This is a genomic window from Streptomyces clavifer, assembly GCF_036345975.1.
Classification (GTDB): Bacteria; Actinomycetota; Actinomycetes; order Streptomycetales; family Streptomycetaceae; genus Streptomyces; species Streptomyces clavifer.
Genome location: NZ_CP107793.1, coordinates 4,195,239 through 4,210,424 on the forward strand (window position 1 = coordinate 4,195,239; position 15,186 = coordinate 4,210,424).

The following is a 15,186-nucleotide window of genomic DNA, read 5'->3' on the forward strand; positions in this document are numbered from 1 at the left end:
ACGAGGTTCCTGCTCGCTTTACTTTCTTTACCGAACTTCTGGTCGAACGATGGCAAAAGAAGGTGACGAACGGGCTGCGGGGCAGGGAACATGGGTGTCATGTCCGGGCCCTATGTCATCCGTGGCTCGGTCTCCCTGCCGGAGGCCGAGCTCATGTGGCGTTTCTCGAGGTCCTCCGGCCCCGGCGGGCAGCACGTCAACACCAGCGACTCCCAGGTGGAGCTCCGGTTCGACCTGGCTGCGACCGAGGTGCTGCCGGAGGTCTGGAAGGCGCGGGCGCTGGAGCGGCTGGAGAGCAGGCTGGTGGGCGGTGTCGTGGCCGTACGCGCCTCGGAGCACCGCTCCCAGTGGCGCAACCGCGAGACGGCCGCCGTGCGACTGGCCGCGCTCCTGGCGGAGGCCACGGCACCGCCGCCGAAGCCGCGCCTCAAGAAGAAGATCCCGCGGGGCATCAACGAGCGCCGGCTGCGGGAGAAGAAGCAGCGCGGCGACACGAAACGCGGCCGCTCCGGCCGCGACTGGTAGCCCGTACGGCCTTCCGACAGCCGACAGACGACAGCCGACAGCCGACAGCCGGCTGTGCGAGCGGCCTCAGAGCGCGCGCACGGGCCGGGCGGGGTTGCCGACGGCGACGACGTCCGCGGGGATGTCCTTGGTGACCACCGCGCCGGCGCCGATGACCGTGTTGTCGCCGATCGTCACTCCGGGGCACACGATGACCCCGCCGCCGAGCCAGACGTTGTCGCCGATGGTGATGGGGCGTGCGGCTTCCAGCTTGTCCCGCCGGGGCTGCGGTTCCAGGGGGTGGGTGGGCGTGAGCAGCTGGACGTTCGGACCGATCTGGCAGTCCTCGCCGATGGTGATCGTCGCGACGTCCAGCGCGGTCAGGTTGTAGTTGACGAAGGTGCGGGCCCCGATGGTGATGTTGCTCCCGTAGTCGACGGCGAGCGGCGGCCGCACCTCCACGCCCTCACCGACGGAGGCGAGGAGCTCGGCGAGGAGCGGCCGGGCCGTCGCGGCGTCCTCGACGTACGCGGCGTGGTACCGGGCGGCCAGCCGCATCGCGTGCTGCTGCCGCCGGGCGATCTCGGGGTCGTCGGCGATGTAGAGGTCACCCGCGAGCATCCGCTCCAGGTTCGTGCGCGGGTCGTCGGCGAAGTGGTCCGTCACCATGCCTGCGAGCGTAACCCCCGGGCCGTGCGGTCGTACGTTCCTCAGCCGAGCCGGCGGTAACGGCCCTTGAAGTACGCCAGTGGTTCGCCGTCCGCGCTGGGCAGCGACGCGGTCAGCACCCGGCCGATCACCAGTGTGTGGTCGCCGGCCAGGACCCGCTGCTCGGTACGGCACTCCAGGGTGGCGAGCGCGCCGCCGACGAGCGGTGCGCCCGTCACCTCTCCGCGTATGTAGGGGACGTCCTCGAACAGCAGCCGGTCGCTGATCCGGTTCTTCATGGCGAAGCGGCTCGCGACGTGCCGCTGGCTCTCCGCCAGTACGGACACCGCCCACAGCGGCTGCTCGGCCAGCAGGTCGTCCATCCGTGAGTCGTTGCGCAGGCTGACCATGACCAGCGGCGGGTCCAGGGAGACGGAGACGAAGGCGGTCGCCGTCATTCCGACGTCCTCGCCCCGCCCGTGCTCGTCGAGCGGCGGCTCCTGGGCGGTGATCAGCACCACGCCCGCGGCCAGGCGGGCCAGGGCGGCGCGGAATTCGTCGTTGCTCACCCCCTCAGCATGGGGGACGGCTTCGGGGCGTGGGGCGGGGGGAGTCTTTCGCAGCACAACGGGCACGCTAGCGCCGGACGTCGCGTGCCCGCATCGGGCCGAGGGACCAGCCCGGTCCTAGGACTCGCGGACCAGGGGCCCGGCGACGGCGTGCGGGAGGATTTGCGAACAGAGAAGAATGCCGGTCCGCAGGGGCAACTGTGGCCTCTTTACCAACTGTTGTGACTTGAGTCACAGAGTGCAATATTTGTTGACCCTGTGTACCGGGTGCACAGCTCACTGTGATTCAGTGAGCGTGACACTGCAATAAGTACGTCGATATGAAACCTGGAGTTGCTGTCGAGGTCTCAGGGAGTGCGAGCAATGGAGGCCGAGTCGGAGCCGTACGTCCGCCTTGCGACGATGCGGCAGTTGCACCAGGCAGTCGCTGACCTCAACACGGCGCGCAGTCTGGCGGACACGCTGCAGACCGTGGCCGACGGCATCGTCACCGGCCTCGGCTACGAACTGGGCTGCGTGAACGTGGTCCGCCCCGACGGCGACCTCGTCGTCGCCGCCTTCGCGGGGAACTCCGCGGCGGAAGCCCTGATCACCGGCCGTGTCGGCTCCCGTGACTCCTGGGAGCGCAGGCTGTCCATGGGCGAGGCCTGGGACGGGCTCCGGTTCATACCGCACACCGAGGGCTGGGTCCTCCTCGACGACGACGTACCGCAGTGGCACACCGAGGGTCCCGAGCCGCGCTTCGAGGACGAGTGGCACCCCCTGGACCGCCTCTACGCCCCCATGTACGCCTCCGGCGGAGGTATGGACCTCCTGGGCGTCCTCTCCGTCGACCGGCCGCGCAACGGCCGCCGGCCCGGAGCCTGGGGCCGGGAAGCTCTGCAGATGTACGCCTCCCAGGCCGCCATTGCGATCAGTAACGCACGGCTTCGAGCAAACATGCAGCGCGCCCTGGTCAGGCTCGAAAGGGAGCAGCAGGCGCTGCGGGCCAGTGAGGAATCCTTCCGCCAGGCCTTCGAGTACGCACCCAGCGGCATGGCCATCGCCGAGATGGGCGGTGACCAGCACGGCAGGCTGCTGCGGACCAATGACGCGCTCTGCCGCCTCCTGGGCCGCCCCGCCTCCGTGCTGCGCCGCTACTCCTTCGCCGATCTCGTGCACCCCGAGGACATCGGGACCCTGCTCCGCACCTCCGCGGAGGGCGGCCGGGCGGAGCTCCGGCTGGGGCGCAGGGACAGCACGTACCTCTGGGTCTCGCTGCGCAATTCCGTCGTCGCGGACACGGCCGACGGCCCGCGCTTCCTGCTCACCCATGTCGAGGACATCGAGGAGCGCAAGCGCAACGAGCTCAATCTCGCGCACCGTGCCTCGCACGACGCGCTCACCGGCCTGCCCAACAGCGCCGAGCTGCGCTCCCGCCTCAGCGCCCGGCTGTGTGAGAGGCCCCACTCCGTCGCCACCACCGCGATCGAGGCACTGGACGCGGCGTACGGGGACGTCGAGGCGTCGGCCGCGCACGGCTATCGCGCGGACGGCTACGAGGCGGAGGTCCCGGGGCTGGGCCCGTACGACCACCACGTGCACGTCGCGGCGCCCGACACGGAGCGCGACGACGGGGCGAAGGGGCTGGCGGTGCTGTTCTGCGACCTTGACGGCTTCAAGTCCATCAACGACCGTTTCGGACATCACACCGGTGACGTGGTTCTCATCGAGGTCGCCAGACGGCTCACCACCTGTGTGCGCGACGGGGACACGGTCGCGCGGCTCGGGGGTGACGAATTCGTCGTCCTCGCGGACGGTCTGGGGGCGGCAGATGCCGCAGATCTGGCCGTACGCTTGCGTAATGCCATTATTCCGCCCATCCGGGTGGACGGCCGGGCCGTCAGGGTCGGGGCGAGTTTCGGTATCGGCTGGGCCGAGTGCGGCATGACCGTGGAAGAGGTCCTGCGCTCCGCCGACCAGCGGATGTACGTGGAGAAGCGGTCCCGGTCGAAGGTTCACCGCCGAGCCGGCTGACGTTTCACGCACCGGCTGTCCCCGTACCCCGCCCGGTTTCCGGGTGGGCCGAGGGCAATTCGACGCCTGCTCCGTTCGGGGTAGGCTCGGCCGGTCGGCGACGGCTGGCGACATGGTGAGGAGTGACCCAGGGATGACGGCCGGAAACAACGGCGCGAGCAAGCCCGAGGACGACGATCCGTTCGGCTACCTGTACGAGGACGGGCGGGCGGCAGGCGCCCAGCCGCCCGGCCAGGGCGGCTACGGCTACCCCGGCCCCGTCGCGCAGCCCGGCGTGCCCAGAACGTCGTACAACCAGGTGCGGACCGTCGGCGAACGCCAGTACGGGCAGGTTCCGCAGCAGCAGGCCTACGGCCAGCAGCCCCCGCCGCAGCAGGGCGGGCAGTACGGCCGGCCGAACGGGCAGTACGCGGCGCCGGAGACCCATCCCGGTGGCGCGCCCACCGGCCCCATGCCGTCGCACGGCGGCGGCCGGGGTGCGGGTTCCGGCCGGGGCGGCCCCAACACCAAGGCGCTGCTGATCGCGGCGGTCGCCGTGGTCGCGGTGGTGCTCATCGGTATCGGTGCCGCGCTGATGACGGGCGACGACTCGGACGAGAAGAGGGGCGAGGCCTCCTCCTCGGCGGGCCCGGCGGGCGAGGTCGAGGAGTCGCCGGAGCCGGAGAAGTCCACCGAGGCGTCCGAGAAGCCCGCCGTCGACCTGCCCAAGCAGGACGCGGCGACGCTGACGCTCGGCGGTTCGGCCGGTCTGGACAACTCGGTGAAGGGCGCGAAGAGCGCGAACGGCCAGTACATCAACCTCAACGAGGTCGGCCGGTCCGCCGCGTGGACGGTCGACGTGCCCCAGAGCGGCCCGTACACGCTCTATGTGACGTACGGCGTGCCCGGCAAGGACGCCAAGACGTCCCTCACGGTCAACGACGAGGAGCCCCGCTCCATCAACATGACAAACTTCGCGCACGCCGCGGAGGGCGACCTGGAGAAGGGCTGGACGACGACGTACGCGTACGTGCAGCTGGACAAGGGGTCGAACACGCTCATGCTGTCGTGCCGCGAGGGCGACCAGTGCGACGCGAACCTCGACCAGCTGTCGCTGAAGTCCGGTCACGTGAAGTCGAACTGACCACGAGCACGCCACCACCGTCCCGGTCCTCGCCCCGTGCGAGCCGGGACGTGGTGTTTTCCCCCGGCCCTGGAGGGCCGGTGACCGCTCAGGCGGCGGAGGCCTGCCGGGCGACGGTGACCCGGGGCAGCAGGTCCGCGTAGGCCGAGCGGTCGAACTCACCGGCCGCCGGGGCCAGCACGGTCGCCGTCGAGAGGGCGACCGCGCGGGCCAGCCGGTCCGGCCAGTCCAGCTCCTCCGCGAGCCCGGACAGCAGTCCGGCGACGGCGGAGTCGCCCGCGCCCGTCGGGTTGCCGCGCACGGTGGACGGCGGTGCGGCCCGCCAGGTGCCGTCCGGGGTGACGGCGAGCAGCCCGTCCGCGCCCAGGGAGGCCACGACGTTGTGGGCGCCCCGGCGGCGGGCGTCACGGGTCGCGCGCAGGGGTTCGCGGGCGCCGGTGAGCTGGGCGAGCTCGTCGGCGTTCGGCTTGACGAGGTCGGGGCGGGCGGCGATGCCGCGGCGCAGCGGTTCGCCGCTGGTGTCCAGGAGTGCCGGTACGCCCGCTGTGCGGGCGAGGCGGATCAGCTCCGCGTACGCGCCGACGTGGATGCCGGGCGGCAGGCTCCCGCAGAGGGCGACCGCGTCGGCTCCGGGGAGCAGATCGGCGTACGTCCGCAGGAAGGCGGCCCACTCGTCGGTGTTGATGTGCGGTCCGGGCTCGTTGAGCTGGGTGGTGTCGCCGGTGGTGCGGTCGACGACGGCCGTGGTGCGGCGGGTGTTCCCGGCCACGGTGACGAGCGCGTCCGTGAGCGGTGCGTCGCCGGGCCGGCGGGGGAGCGCCCTCAGCAGGTCGCGCAGGGCGGCTCCGGTGGCGCCCCCGGCGAAGCCGGTGACCACGGTGTCGTGACCCAGCGCGGAAAGCACCCGGGCAACGTTGACGCCCTTGCCTCCGGGGCGTTCGGACATCTCGCTGATCCGGTGGCTGGTGTGCGGGACGAGGGCGGGGACGGTGTACGTCAGGTCGAGTGCCGTGTTCAGCGTGACGGTCAGTATCACCCGCACCGGCCTCCGGTTCCGTGTCGGTCCTGTGCGCCGTCTCCCGTGGCGCTGCCCGGGTGATCATGCCAAAGGGGTGGCGGCCGTCCCAGACCTCCGGGACAACCGCCGTCTCTTCGTTACGTGTTCACCGGGCGGTCGCCACGCTCATCCGAGGGGTGGCTCGACGATCCACTCGCCCCGGCGCATGACGCCCCTGACCGCGAAGTCCGCGTCCAGGACCACCAGGTCGGCGTCCTTCCCGGGGTCCAGCGAGCCGACCCTGTCGTACAGGCCGAGCAGCCGGGCCGGGTTGGCGGAGATGGACCGCACGACGTCGTCGACGGGGATGCGGTCGACCGTCACCGCCCTGCGGAACGCGGTGTCCAGGGTGAGGGTGGAGCCCGCGATCGAGCCGCCCTCGACCAGGCGGGCGACGCCCTCCTTGACCTCGACGGCGAGCGGGCCGAGCTGGTAGCGGCCGTCACCGACGCCGGCCGCGTCCATGGCGTCGGTGATCAGTGCGACGCGGCCGGCGCCCGCGTGGTGGTAGGCCATCTGCAGGGCTGCGGGGTGCAGATGCGTGCCGTCGTTGATCAGCTCGACGGTGATCCGCTCGTCCTCGAGGAGAGCCGCGATCGGGCCGGGCGCGCGGTGGCCGAGCGGGGGCATCGCGTTGAAGAGGTGCGTGGCGACGGTGGCGCCCGCCCCGATGGCCTCCACGGTCTGCTCGTACGTGGCGTCCGTGTGCCCGATGGCCGCGATGACCCCGTGCTCGGCGAGCAGCCGCACGGACTCGATGCCGCCCGGCAGTTCGGTGGCCAGGGTGACCATCTTCGCCGTGCCGCGTGCCGCGTCGAGCAGCTTGCGGACCTCGGCTGGGTCGGGGTGGCGGAGCAGTCCCTCGCTGTGGGCGCCCTTGCGGCACGGGGCGATGAAGGGCCCCTCGAAGTGGACGCCCGCGATCTCGCCCTGCTCCACCAGCTCGGAGAGCATCCCCGCCTGCCGGGCCAGGAAGTCCATGTCACCGGTGACGGTGGAGGCGACGACGGTCGTGGTGCCGTGCTCGCGGTGCACCCGGGCGCCGGTGAGGACGTCCTCGGCCGTGCCGGTGGCGAAGGAGGCGCCACCGCCGCCGTGGTTGTGCATGTCCACGAAACCGGGGACCACCCAGTGGCCCGAGAGGTCGACGGTCCGGGCGCCCTCCGGCGTGCTGCCGGCGATCCGGGTGCCTTCGACGATCACCCGGCCGTTCTCGACGGTCCCGGTGGGAAGCACCACCCGGGCACCTGCGAGAACCGTGCTGTCTGCGCGTCCGGCCATCAGGCGGATACCTCCGTGGAGAGAAGATCCCAGGCGAGCAGCCCTGCGCCCAGGCATCCGGCGGTGTCCCCGAGGGCCGCCGGGACGATGTGGGGCAGCTTCTGGAACGTGACCCGCTCCTCGACGGCCGCACGCAGTGGTGTGAACAAGGTTTCCCCCGCCTCGGCCAGACCGCCACCGATGATGAGCGTGCGGGGGTCCAGCAGGGTGAGCGCGGTGACCAGCCCGGCGGCGAGCGCGTCGACGGCGTCCGCCCAGACGCGCAGGGCCGCGGGGTCGCCCGACTCCACGGCCTTCGCGCAGTCCGCGGCGTCGGCGCCCGGGTCCCCGGACGCGGCGGCCCAGGCCCGGGACACCGCGGACGCGGAGGCGAGGGTCTCCAGGCAGCCGCGCTGACCGCATCCGCAGTCCGGGCCGTCCGGCCGGACCACGACATGTCCGATCTCGCCCGCGTAGCCGTGGGCTCCGGCCTCGATGCCGCCCGCGATGCCGATGGCGCCGGCGATCCCGGTGCCCAGCGGCACGAACAGGAAGCGGTCGGCTCCCTTGCCGGCGCCGATCCGCCCCTCGGCGAGGCCGCCGGCCCTGACGTCGTGGCCGAGGGCGACGGGTATGCCGCCGAGCCGCTCGCCGATGAGCGTGCGCAGCGGCACGTCGCGCCAGCCCAGGTTGGCGGCGTAGACCGCGATCCCGCGCTCGGCGTCGATGATCCCGGGCACGGCGACCCCGGCGGCGACGGCGCCCTCGCCGAACCGGCCCCTGCCGTACGCCTGGAGCTCCGCGGCGAAGCCGAGGATGGTCTCCACGACGGCGTCGGGACCGCGCTCCCTGCCGGTGGCCCGGCGTGCCTCGTGGAGCAGGGCGCCGTCGGCCCCGACCAGCGCGGCCTTCATTCCTGTGCCGCCCACATCGAGGGCGATGACGTGTCTCACGGAAGACAGTTTCGCCCGCCGACCCCTAAAAGGTCTAGTCCACTATCGAGGTTTGTTGAGCATGCATACAAAACGACCCTGCTAGATTGCCGAATCGATACGGCGGTGGTGTAGACCTCCGCTCCGGTCGTGAGGCAGGATCGCCGGTCACCGAAGGACTGGTGACCGGTAGGAAACGATGTAGGGATGGCTGGGCTGTGCAGCGGCGCTTGGTGGGTCTGACCGCGGCGATAGCCGCACTCGGTATGACGGCGATGCTGTCGGGCTGTGGCACCGACAGCGGTTCGGGGGACGTCACCCTGAAGCTGGTCGCGGCCGACTACGGGACCGACGCGGCCAGCAGCTCCGAGAAGTACTGGAGCGACCTCGCCGGGAAGTTCGAGAAGGCCAACCCCGGCATCAAGGTCGACGTCGCCGTCCACTCCTGGAAGGACGTCGACCGTGACGTCGCGGCCATGGTGAAGGCCGGCGAGGCCCCCGACATCGCGCAGATCGGGGCCTACGCCGATTATGCCAAGGCAGGCAAGCTCTACACCGCCGACGAGACGCTCGCGATCCGCACCGAGTCCAACTTCCTGCCCTCGCTCAGCGACGCGGGCAAGGTGGACGGCAGCCTCTACGGGCTGCCGTTCGTGGCCAGCACCCGGCTCCTCTTCTACAACAAGGGACTGTTCTCCGACGCGGGGATCGACGCCCCGCAGACCTGGGCCGACATCCAGAGCGACGCCGCCGCGCTCAAGGCACGCGAGGTGACGTACCCCTTCGCCCTGCCGCTCGGACCCGAGGAGTCCCAGGCCGAGACCCTGATGTGGATGCTCAGCGGGGGCGGCGGCTACACGGACGACATCGGCAACTACGACATCGACTCCGTGGCCAACGTCCAGACCTTCCGCTGGCTGAAGAACAACCTCGTCGGCAAGGGCCTCACCGGGCCCGTCGCCCCCGGCAAGCTCGACCGGGAGAAGGCGTTCGACGCGTTCGCCAAGGGCGAGGTGGGCATGCTCAACGGCCACCCGACGCTGATGCAGGAAGCCGAGAAGAAGGGCATCGACGTCGGCATGGTGCCCCTGCCCGGGCGCGACGGGCCGACCAAGGGCTCGATGGGCGTGGCCGACTGGATGATGGGCTTCAAGCAGAACGGCCACCGCGAGGAGATCGGCAAGTTCCTCGACTTCGCGTACACGGACGAGAACGTGATGGCCTTCGCCGACCAGTACGACCTGCTCCCCGTGACCGGCAGCGCCTCCCTGGCGATGGAGTCGGACGGGAAGCACGAGGCGCTGCACGACTTCCTGGCGGCGCTGCCGAACTCCACGCTGTACCCGTTCGGCAAGACCTCCTGGGCCCGGGCCAGCGAGTCGATCAAGGAGAAGATCGGCGGCGCCGTCGAGCCGAACGGCAACCCGGAGAGCGTGCTCGCGGAGATCTCGGGGCTGGCGCGGCAGGCGGAGAGCGCGGAGTAGGTTGGTCGGTATGACCGCCGACCCCGCCGCCCCGCTCTCCGACCAGGAACGCGCGGTCCTGGCCGTGGAACGGCGCTCCTGGTCCGGCCCCGGCGCGAAGGAGCGGGCGATACGCGAACAGCTGGGCATCTCGCCGGTCCGCTACTACCAGCTCCTCAACGCCCTCCTCGACGACCGCCGCGCGCTGGCCGAGGACCCGGTGACGGTGAACCGCCTGCGCCGGGTCAGGGACGCGAGGCGGGGCCGCCGCTGAGGCGCCCCGGCGTCCCACGCCCGCCCGGGGTGCGACCCGGGCCCCGGGGTCCGGGACCCCAGCAGGTGCCTCCCGATACGCTCGGGGCATGGGCAATCCGGACCACCCCCTGCCGACCCCGTCCACCCAGGCGGGCCGCGAAGGCCTCGCCGCACTCCTCGCCCGGCCCGGCCGGGCCGTCGTCGCGCTCGACTTCGACGGCACGCTCGCCGACATCGTTCCCGACCCGGAACAGTCCCGCGCCCACCCGGGCGCCGTCCCGGCACTCTCCGCGCTCGCGCCCCGGGTCGCCTCCGTCGCCGTGATCACCGGCCGCCCGGCCGCCCTCGCGGTCCGCTACGGCGGCTTCGCAGGGGTGCCGGGCCTGGATCACCTCGTCGTCCTCGGGCACTACGGCGCCGAACGCTGGGACGCCGTCACCGGCACCGTCGAAGCCCCCGACCCGCACCCCGGCGTCGAGGCCGCCCTGGCGGAGCTCCCCGCGGTGCTGGAGCAGTCCGGGGCGGGCAGCGGCACCTGGATCGAGGAGAAGGGGAGGGCGGTCGCCGTGCACACCCGCCGTGCCTCCGCACCGCAGGCCGCCTTCGACGCCCTGCGCGGCCCGCTCGGGGACCTCGCCGCCCGGCACGGCCTGATCGTGGAACCGGGCCGCCTCGTCCTGGAACTGCGCCCGCCCGGTGTGGACAAGGGGGTGGCGCTCACGGAGTACGTACGCGCGACCGGCGCCGAAGCCGTCCTGTACGCGGGCGACGACCTCGGCGACCTCGCCGCGTACGCCGCGGTGGAGGAGCTCCGCACCGCGGGCACCGCCGGTCTGCTGGTCTGCAGCGGCACCGAGGTGCCCGAACTCGCCGAGCGGGCCGACCTTTTGGTGTCGGGACCGGCAGAGGTGGTGGGCCTGCTGGAGGCCCTCGCCCAGCAGCTGGGCACGTCCTAGGACCACGTCCGGACCGGGCCCCGCCCGGTCCGGACGGGACACCTCAGGCCCGTAGCGCGTCCAGCTGGTCCAGGAACCACCGCTGCGGCGGCAGCGCGGTCGCCGCAGCGGCGAGGCGCTTCGTACGGGCGCCCCGCTCGTCGACGTCCATGGTCAGCGCCTCGTGCAGGGCCGCCGCCGTGGCCGACACGTCGTAGGGATTGACGACGAGCGCGTCCTCGCCCAGCTCCTCGTACGCCCCGGCCTCCCGCGAGAGGACCAGCGCGCAGCCGTCGTCGGAGACGACCGGGACCTCCTTGGCGACGAGGTTCATGCCGTCACGGATCGGATTGACCAGCGCCACGTCCGCCAGCCGGTACGCCGCAAGCGAGCGCGCGAAGTCGTCGTCGACGTGGAGCAGGACCGGGGTCCAGTCCGGCGTGCCGTACTGCTCGTTGATCCCGTCGGCGACCCGTTGGACCTCCGCCGTGTAGTCGCGGTACACCGCGAGGTCCTGCCGGGAGGGATAGGCGAACGCCACGTGCACCACCCGCTCGCGCCACTCCGGGCGCTCCTCCAGCAGCGCCCGGTAGGCGTGCATGCCGCGCACGATGTTCTTGGAGAGCTCCGTGCGGTCCACCCGCACGATCGTCTTCCGCCCGGCGCCCACCTGCCCCCGCAGCGTCTCCATCCGCTCGTCCACGTCCGCCTCGCGCGAGCGGCGGCGCAGGAAGTCCGCGTCGGCGCCCAGCCCGTGCACCCCGACCCGGGTGCGGCCGGTGCCGCCGAGGATCTCCGTACAGCAGCCGATGAACGCGTCCGCCCAGCGCCGGGTCAGGAAGGCCGCCCGGTCGGCGCCCAGGATGCCGCGCAGCAGCTGCTCGCCGATGTCGTCGGGCAGCAGCCGGAAGTAGTCGACGGGCGCCCACGGGGTGTGCGAGAAGTGCCCGATCCGCAGGTCGGGGCGGAGCTCGCGGAGGATGCCCGGGACGAGTGAGAGGTGGTAGTCCTGCACCAGGACCGCCGCGCCGACGCCGGCCTCCTCGGCGAGCGCCTCGGCGAAGGCCCGGTTGTAGGCCTCGAAGGAGGCCCACTGCCGGCGGAACTCCGCGTCGAAGACGGGCTCCACCGGCGTCTGGTAGATCATGTGGTGCACGAACCACAGCACCGAGTTCGCGATGCCGTTGTACGCGTCGGCGTGGACCCCGGCGTCGATGTCGAGCATCCGGACGCCGGGCTCGGAGACGCCGCGCCGGACCGCCTCGCGGTCGCCGTCGCCCAGGGCCGCGCACACCCACAGCTTGTCCTCGACGGCGCTGAGGCCGGACACGAGCCCGCCCCCGCCGCGTTTCGAGTCGAGCGAGCCGTCCTCACGCAGCGCGTACGACACCGGGCCGCGGTTGGAAGCGACGAGGACCTGGGCAGCGTGCTCGGAGACCATGTAACCGAACCTAGCCCGTCCGGGGACCCGCCAAACGTGACGCCGGCCGTCTTGCTACGCCGCGCGGCGGGACGCGTACTCCGCGACCTCCCGCATCGGCGGCCGTTCCTCCGTGTCCACCGCGTGGGTGCGCGGTACGAAGCCGTTCGCGCCCCGCTCGAACTGGGTGAGGGAGGGCCGCACCAGATGCCCACGGGACAGCCGCAGTTGCGCGGTGCGGTAGATCGCCGCGGCCATCCGGCCGAGCGCCTGCCCGTCCTGGTGGCGGTGCTTGCGTACGCCGACGTCGACCTGGGCCAGTGCGTCCAGGCCCACCGTGTGCAGGGCGTCGACGAGCAGACCCAGCTCCACTCCGTAACCGACCGGGAAGGGCAGCCGTTCCAGCAGGGAGCGGCGTACCGCGTACTCGCCGCCGAGCGGCTGGACGAAGCCGGCCAGCTGCGGCCAGTGCAGGTTGAGCAGCGGACGCGCCACCAGCTCGGTGACCCGGCCGCCCTGGCCCGCGGTGTCTCCCAGCGGCCGGTCGTACATGGCCTTGACGAAGTCCACCTCGGGGTCGGTCAGCAGCGGGCCGACGATCCCGGAGACGAAGTCGGCGGAGAAGTCCCTGAGGTCCGCGTCGATGAAGCAGACGATCTCCCCGCCGGTCACCAGCAGTGACCGCCACAGCACCTCGCCCTTGCCCGGGACGGCGGGCAGCGAGGGGAGGATTGCGTCCCGGTGCACGACGCGGGCGCCCGCCCGCCGGGCCACCTCGGCGGTGGCGTCGGTGGAACCGGAGTCGATCACGACCAGCTCGTCGACGAGCCGGACCTTCTCCATGAGCTCGCGCCTGATCTCCGCGACGATCGCGCCGACCGTCGCCTCCTCGTTCAGCGCGGGCAGCACGACACTCACGCTCGCACGGTGCGGATCCCTCGCCCGGGCGGCCGTGAGCCGGTCGAGCGGGCGGTCGGCGGCTGACCAGGAACGCCTGCTCAGCCAGCGTTCCACCTCTTCCAGCACGGTCGATACTCCCTGTATGTGATCCATCTCGCGGTGCGGACGACTATCTCCATCGCCCGGGGCTTCGGTTACAGTCTTGAACAACGCGGATGGCCCTCGCATGTCGGGGTCGGTCCGCGAATAAATGCCCGGATCCATGATCCGGTGCCACAGCGCTCATCCAGAGGGACTGAGGGAACGGCCCGTTGAAGTCCCGGCAACCCTCCTGCCGACCGCGAGGTCACGGTGGGGAAGGTGCCAATTCCGTCTTGTGGCGAAATACGTCGCGAGGAAGATGAGGAGAAAGGGCCTCCGCCATCATGGCCGTGCAGACAGTTGCAACAAACAACAATTCCTCCGCCGTGGACCTCGGTCCCGCCGTAGCGCTTTCCTGCCGCGAATGCAGCGAACGTTTCGAGCTCGGCCCCATTTTCGCCTGTGCGTCCTGTTTCGGGCCGCTCGAGGTGGCGTACGACCTGCCGAGCGGCTCGCCCGAAGAGCTGAAGAAGCGCATCGCCGAAGGCCCGGACAACATCTGGCGCTACGCGCCGCTGCTGCCGGTCCCCTCGGACGTCGCGGACAAGCCCAACATCAACCCCGGCTTCACGAAGCTGGTCAAGGCCGACAACCTCGCCCGTGAGCTGGGCGTCACCGGCGGCCTGTACGTCAAGGACGACTCCGGCAACCCGACGCACTCCTTCAAGGACCGCGTCGTCGCGATCGCCGTCGAGGCCGCCCGCGCCTTCGGATTCACCACCCTCTCCTGCTCCTCCACCGGCAACCTCGCCGGTGCGGTGGGTGCCGCCGCGGCCCGCGCCGGCTTCCGCTCCTGCGTGTTCATCCCGCACGACCTGGAGCAGGGCAAGGTCGTCATGGCCGCGGTGTACGGCGGTGAGCTGGTCGGCATCGAGGGCAATTACGACGACGTCAACCGCTTCTGCTCCGAGCTCATCGGAGACCCGCTCGGCGAGGGCTGGGGCTTCGTCAACGTCAACCTGCGGCCGTACTACGGCGAGGGTTCCAAGACCCTGGCGTACGAGATCTGCGAGCAGCTCGGCTGGCGGCTGCCCGACCAGCTCGTCATCCCGATCGCGTCCGGATCGCAGCTCACGAAGATCGACAAGGGCCTCCAGGAGCTGATCAAGCTCGGCCTGGTCGAGGACAGGCCGTACAAGATCTTCGGCGCGCAGGCCGAGGGCTGCTCCCCGGTCTCCGCCGCCTTCAAGGCCGGCCACGACGTCGTCCGGCCGCAGAAGCCGAACACGATCGCCAAGTCCCTCGCCATCGGGAACCCGGCCGACGGCCCGTACGTCCTGGACATCGCCCGGCGCACCGGCGGTGCCGTGGAGGACGTGAACGACGAGCAGGTCGTCGACGCGATCAAGCTGCTGGCCCGCACCGAGGGCATCTTCGCGGAGACCGCGGGCGGTGTGACGGTCGGCGTGACGCAGAAGCTGATCGAGGCCGGTCTGCTCGACCCGACGCTGACCACCGTCGTCCTGAACACCGGTGACGGGCTGAAGACGCTGGACGCCGTCGCCCCGACGACCGGCGTGGCGGCGACGATCCGGCCCAGCCTGGAGGCGTTCCGCGCCGCGGGCCTCGCCGCCGCCAACTGACCACCCGAGACCGAAGGAAGGCACCCACATGAGCGTCAAGGTCCGTATCCCCACCATTCTCCGCACCTACACGGGCGGTCAGGCCGAGGTCCCGGCGGAGGGCGCGATCCTCTCGGAGGTCATCGAGTCGCTGGAGAAGGACCACCCGGGCATCGCGGCCCGCGTCCTGGACGACCAGGGCAAGCTGCGCCGCTTCGTGAACGTGTACGTCAACGACGACGACGTGCGCTTCGAGGGCGGCCTGGAGGCCGCCACCCCGGACGGCGCCGGCATCTCGATCATTCCGGCCGTCGCCGGAGGCTGACCGCCGGGCGGGCCCGCGCCGGGCCGCTGACGGACGTGGGTCCGGCCGTCGTGTGCGAGGCAGGGGCCCGGGGTCC

15 protein-coding genes and 1 riboswitch are annotated in these 15,186 nt (G+C 71.6%); of the genes, 8 read left to right on the top strand and 7 right to left on the bottom strand.

The features are described 5' to 3' along the window. Window positions 1-90 precede the first annotated feature (90 nt). Window positions 91-525 carry an alternative ribosome rescue aminoacyl-tRNA hydrolase ArfB gene (gene arfB, locus OG927_RS18300; RefSeq protein ID WP_056797275.1) on the top strand — a complete coding sequence of 145 codons (435 nt, stop codon included), beginning with the start codon at window positions 91-93 and terminating at the stop codon, window positions 523-525. A gap of 66 nt (window positions 526-591) precedes the next feature. Here the strand turns inward: arfB and OG927_RS18305 are convergent, their stop codons facing one another. Continuing rightward, a complete protein-coding gene (locus tag OG927_RS18305; protein WP_056797272.1) occupies window positions 592-1,173 on the bottom strand; it encodes a sugar O-acetyltransferase in 582 nt (193 codons plus the stop codon). Window positions 1,174-1,214: 41 nt separating this feature from the next. After that, window positions 1,215-1,721, bottom strand: coding sequence for a flavin reductase family protein (locus OG927_RS18310; protein WP_056797269.1), 507 nt, complete (start codon window positions 1,719-1,721; stop codon window positions 1,215-1,217). A 363-nt stretch (window positions 1,722-2,084) separates the two neighbouring features. Between OG927_RS18310 and cdgB the strand changes: the two genes are divergently transcribed. Both cdgB and OG927_RS18320 read left to right on the top strand, forming a co-directional pair. Then, window positions 2,085-3,737 (top strand): diguanylate cyclase CdgB, encoded by a 1,653-nt coding sequence (gene cdgB / locus OG927_RS18315; RefSeq protein WP_056797266.1) that lies wholly within the window; start codon window positions 2,085-2,087, stop codon window positions 3,735-3,737. Between the two features lie 133 nt (window positions 3,738-3,870). Further along, the gene (locus OG927_RS18320; protein ID WP_330320474.1) at window positions 3,871-4,860 is read left to right on the top strand and encodes a carbohydrate-binding protein; all 990 of its coding nucleotides are present in this window, start codon (window positions 3,871-3,873) and stop codon (window positions 4,858-4,860) included. Between the two features lie 88 nt (window positions 4,861-4,948). Here the strand turns inward: OG927_RS18320 and OG927_RS18325 are convergent, their stop codons facing one another. From OG927_RS18325 to OG927_RS18335, 3 genes are all read right to left on the bottom strand, one after another. Further along, window positions 4,949-5,896: a 1-phosphofructokinase family hexose kinase gene (locus OG927_RS18325; protein ID WP_124281693.1), complete on the bottom strand. Its 948-nt coding sequence runs from the start codon at window positions 5,894-5,896 to the stop codon at window positions 4,949-4,951. A 147-nt stretch (window positions 5,897-6,043) separates the two neighbouring features. Continuing rightward, a complete protein-coding gene (gene nagA / locus OG927_RS18330) occupies window positions 6,044-7,198 on the bottom strand; it encodes an N-acetylglucosamine-6-phosphate deacetylase (protein WP_056797259.1) in 1,155 nt (384 codons plus the stop codon). Next, window positions 7,198-8,130, bottom strand: a complete 933-nt coding sequence (locus OG927_RS18335) for an ROK family protein (protein WP_079099416.1) — start codon at window positions 8,128-8,130, stop codon at window positions 7,198-7,200. The genes nagA and OG927_RS18335 overlap by 1 nt, the downstream gene beginning before the upstream one ends. Before the next feature lie 245 nt (window positions 8,131-8,375). Here OG927_RS18335 and OG927_RS18340 point away from each other — a divergent pair, with 245 nt between their 5' ends. From OG927_RS18340 to otsB, 3 genes are all read left to right on the top strand, one after another. Beyond that, window positions 8,376-9,593 carry an extracellular solute-binding protein gene (locus tag OG927_RS18340; RefSeq protein WP_330321328.1) on the top strand — a complete coding sequence of 406 codons (1,218 nt, stop codon included), beginning with the start codon at window positions 8,376-8,378 and terminating at the stop codon, window positions 9,591-9,593. A 10-nt stretch (window positions 9,594-9,603) separates the two neighbouring features. After that, window positions 9,604-9,846: a DUF3263 domain-containing protein gene (locus OG927_RS18345; RefSeq protein WP_056797823.1), complete on the top strand. Its 243-nt coding sequence runs from the start codon at window positions 9,604-9,606 to the stop codon at window positions 9,844-9,846. Window positions 9,847-9,934: 88 nt separating this feature from the next. Further along, on the top strand, window positions 9,935-10,783 hold the full coding sequence (gene otsB, locus OG927_RS18350) for a trehalose-phosphatase (RefSeq protein WP_330320475.1): 849 nt from the start codon (window positions 9,935-9,937) through the stop codon (window positions 10,781-10,783). A 43-nt stretch (window positions 10,784-10,826) separates the two neighbouring features. Here otsB and OG927_RS18355 read toward each other — a convergent pair whose 3' ends face one another. Then, window positions 10,827-12,203 (bottom strand): alpha,alpha-trehalose-phosphate synthase (UDP-forming), encoded by a 1,377-nt coding sequence (locus tag OG927_RS18355; RefSeq protein WP_209469988.1) that lies wholly within the window; start codon window positions 12,201-12,203, stop codon window positions 10,827-10,829. A 54-nt stretch (window positions 12,204-12,257) separates the two neighbouring features. Next, complete coding sequence (locus OG927_RS18360) at window positions 12,258-13,208, bottom strand: glucosyl-3-phosphoglycerate synthase (RefSeq protein ID WP_056797247.1); 951 nt, start codon at window positions 13,206-13,208, stop codon at window positions 12,258-12,260. A gap of 153 nt (window positions 13,209-13,361) precedes the next feature. Continuing rightward, window positions 13,362-13,489: riboswitch (SAM riboswitch) on the top strand. 18 nt (window positions 13,490-13,507) lie between these two features. On the opposite strand from OG927_RS18360, the gene thrC reads away from it, so the two are divergent. Both thrC and OG927_RS18370 read left to right on the top strand, forming a co-directional pair. After that, on the top strand, window positions 13,508-14,806 hold the full coding sequence (thrC, locus tag OG927_RS18365; protein WP_056797243.1) for a threonine synthase: 1,299 nt from the start codon (window positions 13,508-13,510) through the stop codon (window positions 14,804-14,806). 28 nt (window positions 14,807-14,834) lie between these two features. Then, window positions 14,835-15,110: a MoaD/ThiS family protein gene (locus tag OG927_RS18370; RefSeq protein WP_056797238.1), complete on the top strand. Its 276-nt coding sequence runs from the start codon at window positions 14,835-14,837 to the stop codon at window positions 15,108-15,110. The last annotated feature ends 76 nt before the right edge of the window (window positions 15,111-15,186 follow it).

Excerpts from the sequence above, each read along its gene's own strand:
- cdgB (WP_056797266.1), top strand. The coding sequence starts at position 2,085 with ATGGAGGCCGAGTCGGAGCCGTACGTCCGCCTTGCGACGATGCGGCAG.
- OG927_RS18355 (WP_209469988.1), bottom strand. The coding sequence starts at position 12,203 with ATGGTCTCCGAGCACGCTGCCCAGGTCCTCGTCGCTTCCAACCGCGGC.
- OG927_RS18305 (WP_056797272.1), bottom strand. The coding sequence starts at position 1,173 with ATGGTGACGGACCACTTCGCCGACGACCCGCGCACGAACCTGGAGCGG.
- OG927_RS18320 (WP_330320474.1), top strand. The coding sequence starts at position 3,871 with ATGACGGCCGGAAACAACGGCGCGAGCAAGCCCGAGGACGACGATCCG.
- nagA (WP_056797259.1), bottom strand. The coding sequence starts at position 7,198 with ATGGCCGGACGCGCAGACAGCACGGTTCTCGCAGGTGCCCGGGTGGTG.
- otsB (WP_330320475.1), top strand. The coding sequence starts at position 9,935 with ATGGGCAATCCGGACCACCCCCTGCCGACCCCGTCCACCCAGGCGGGC.
- arfB (WP_056797275.1), top strand. The coding sequence starts at position 91 with ATGGGTGTCATGTCCGGGCCCTATGTCATCCGTGGCTCGGTCTCCCTG.
- OG927_RS18370 (WP_056797238.1), top strand. The coding sequence starts at position 14,835 with ATGAGCGTCAAGGTCCGTATCCCCACCATTCTCCGCACCTACACGGGC.
- OG927_RS18345 (WP_056797823.1), top strand. The coding sequence starts at position 9,604 with ATGACCGCCGACCCCGCCGCCCCGCTCTCCGACCAGGAACGCGCGGTC.
- thrC (WP_056797243.1), top strand. The coding sequence starts at position 13,508 with ATGGCCGTGCAGACAGTTGCAACAAACAACAATTCCTCCGCCGTGGAC.
- OG927_RS18340 (WP_330321328.1), top strand. The coding sequence starts at position 8,376 with ATGACGGCGATGCTGTCGGGCTGTGGCACCGACAGCGGTTCGGGGGAC.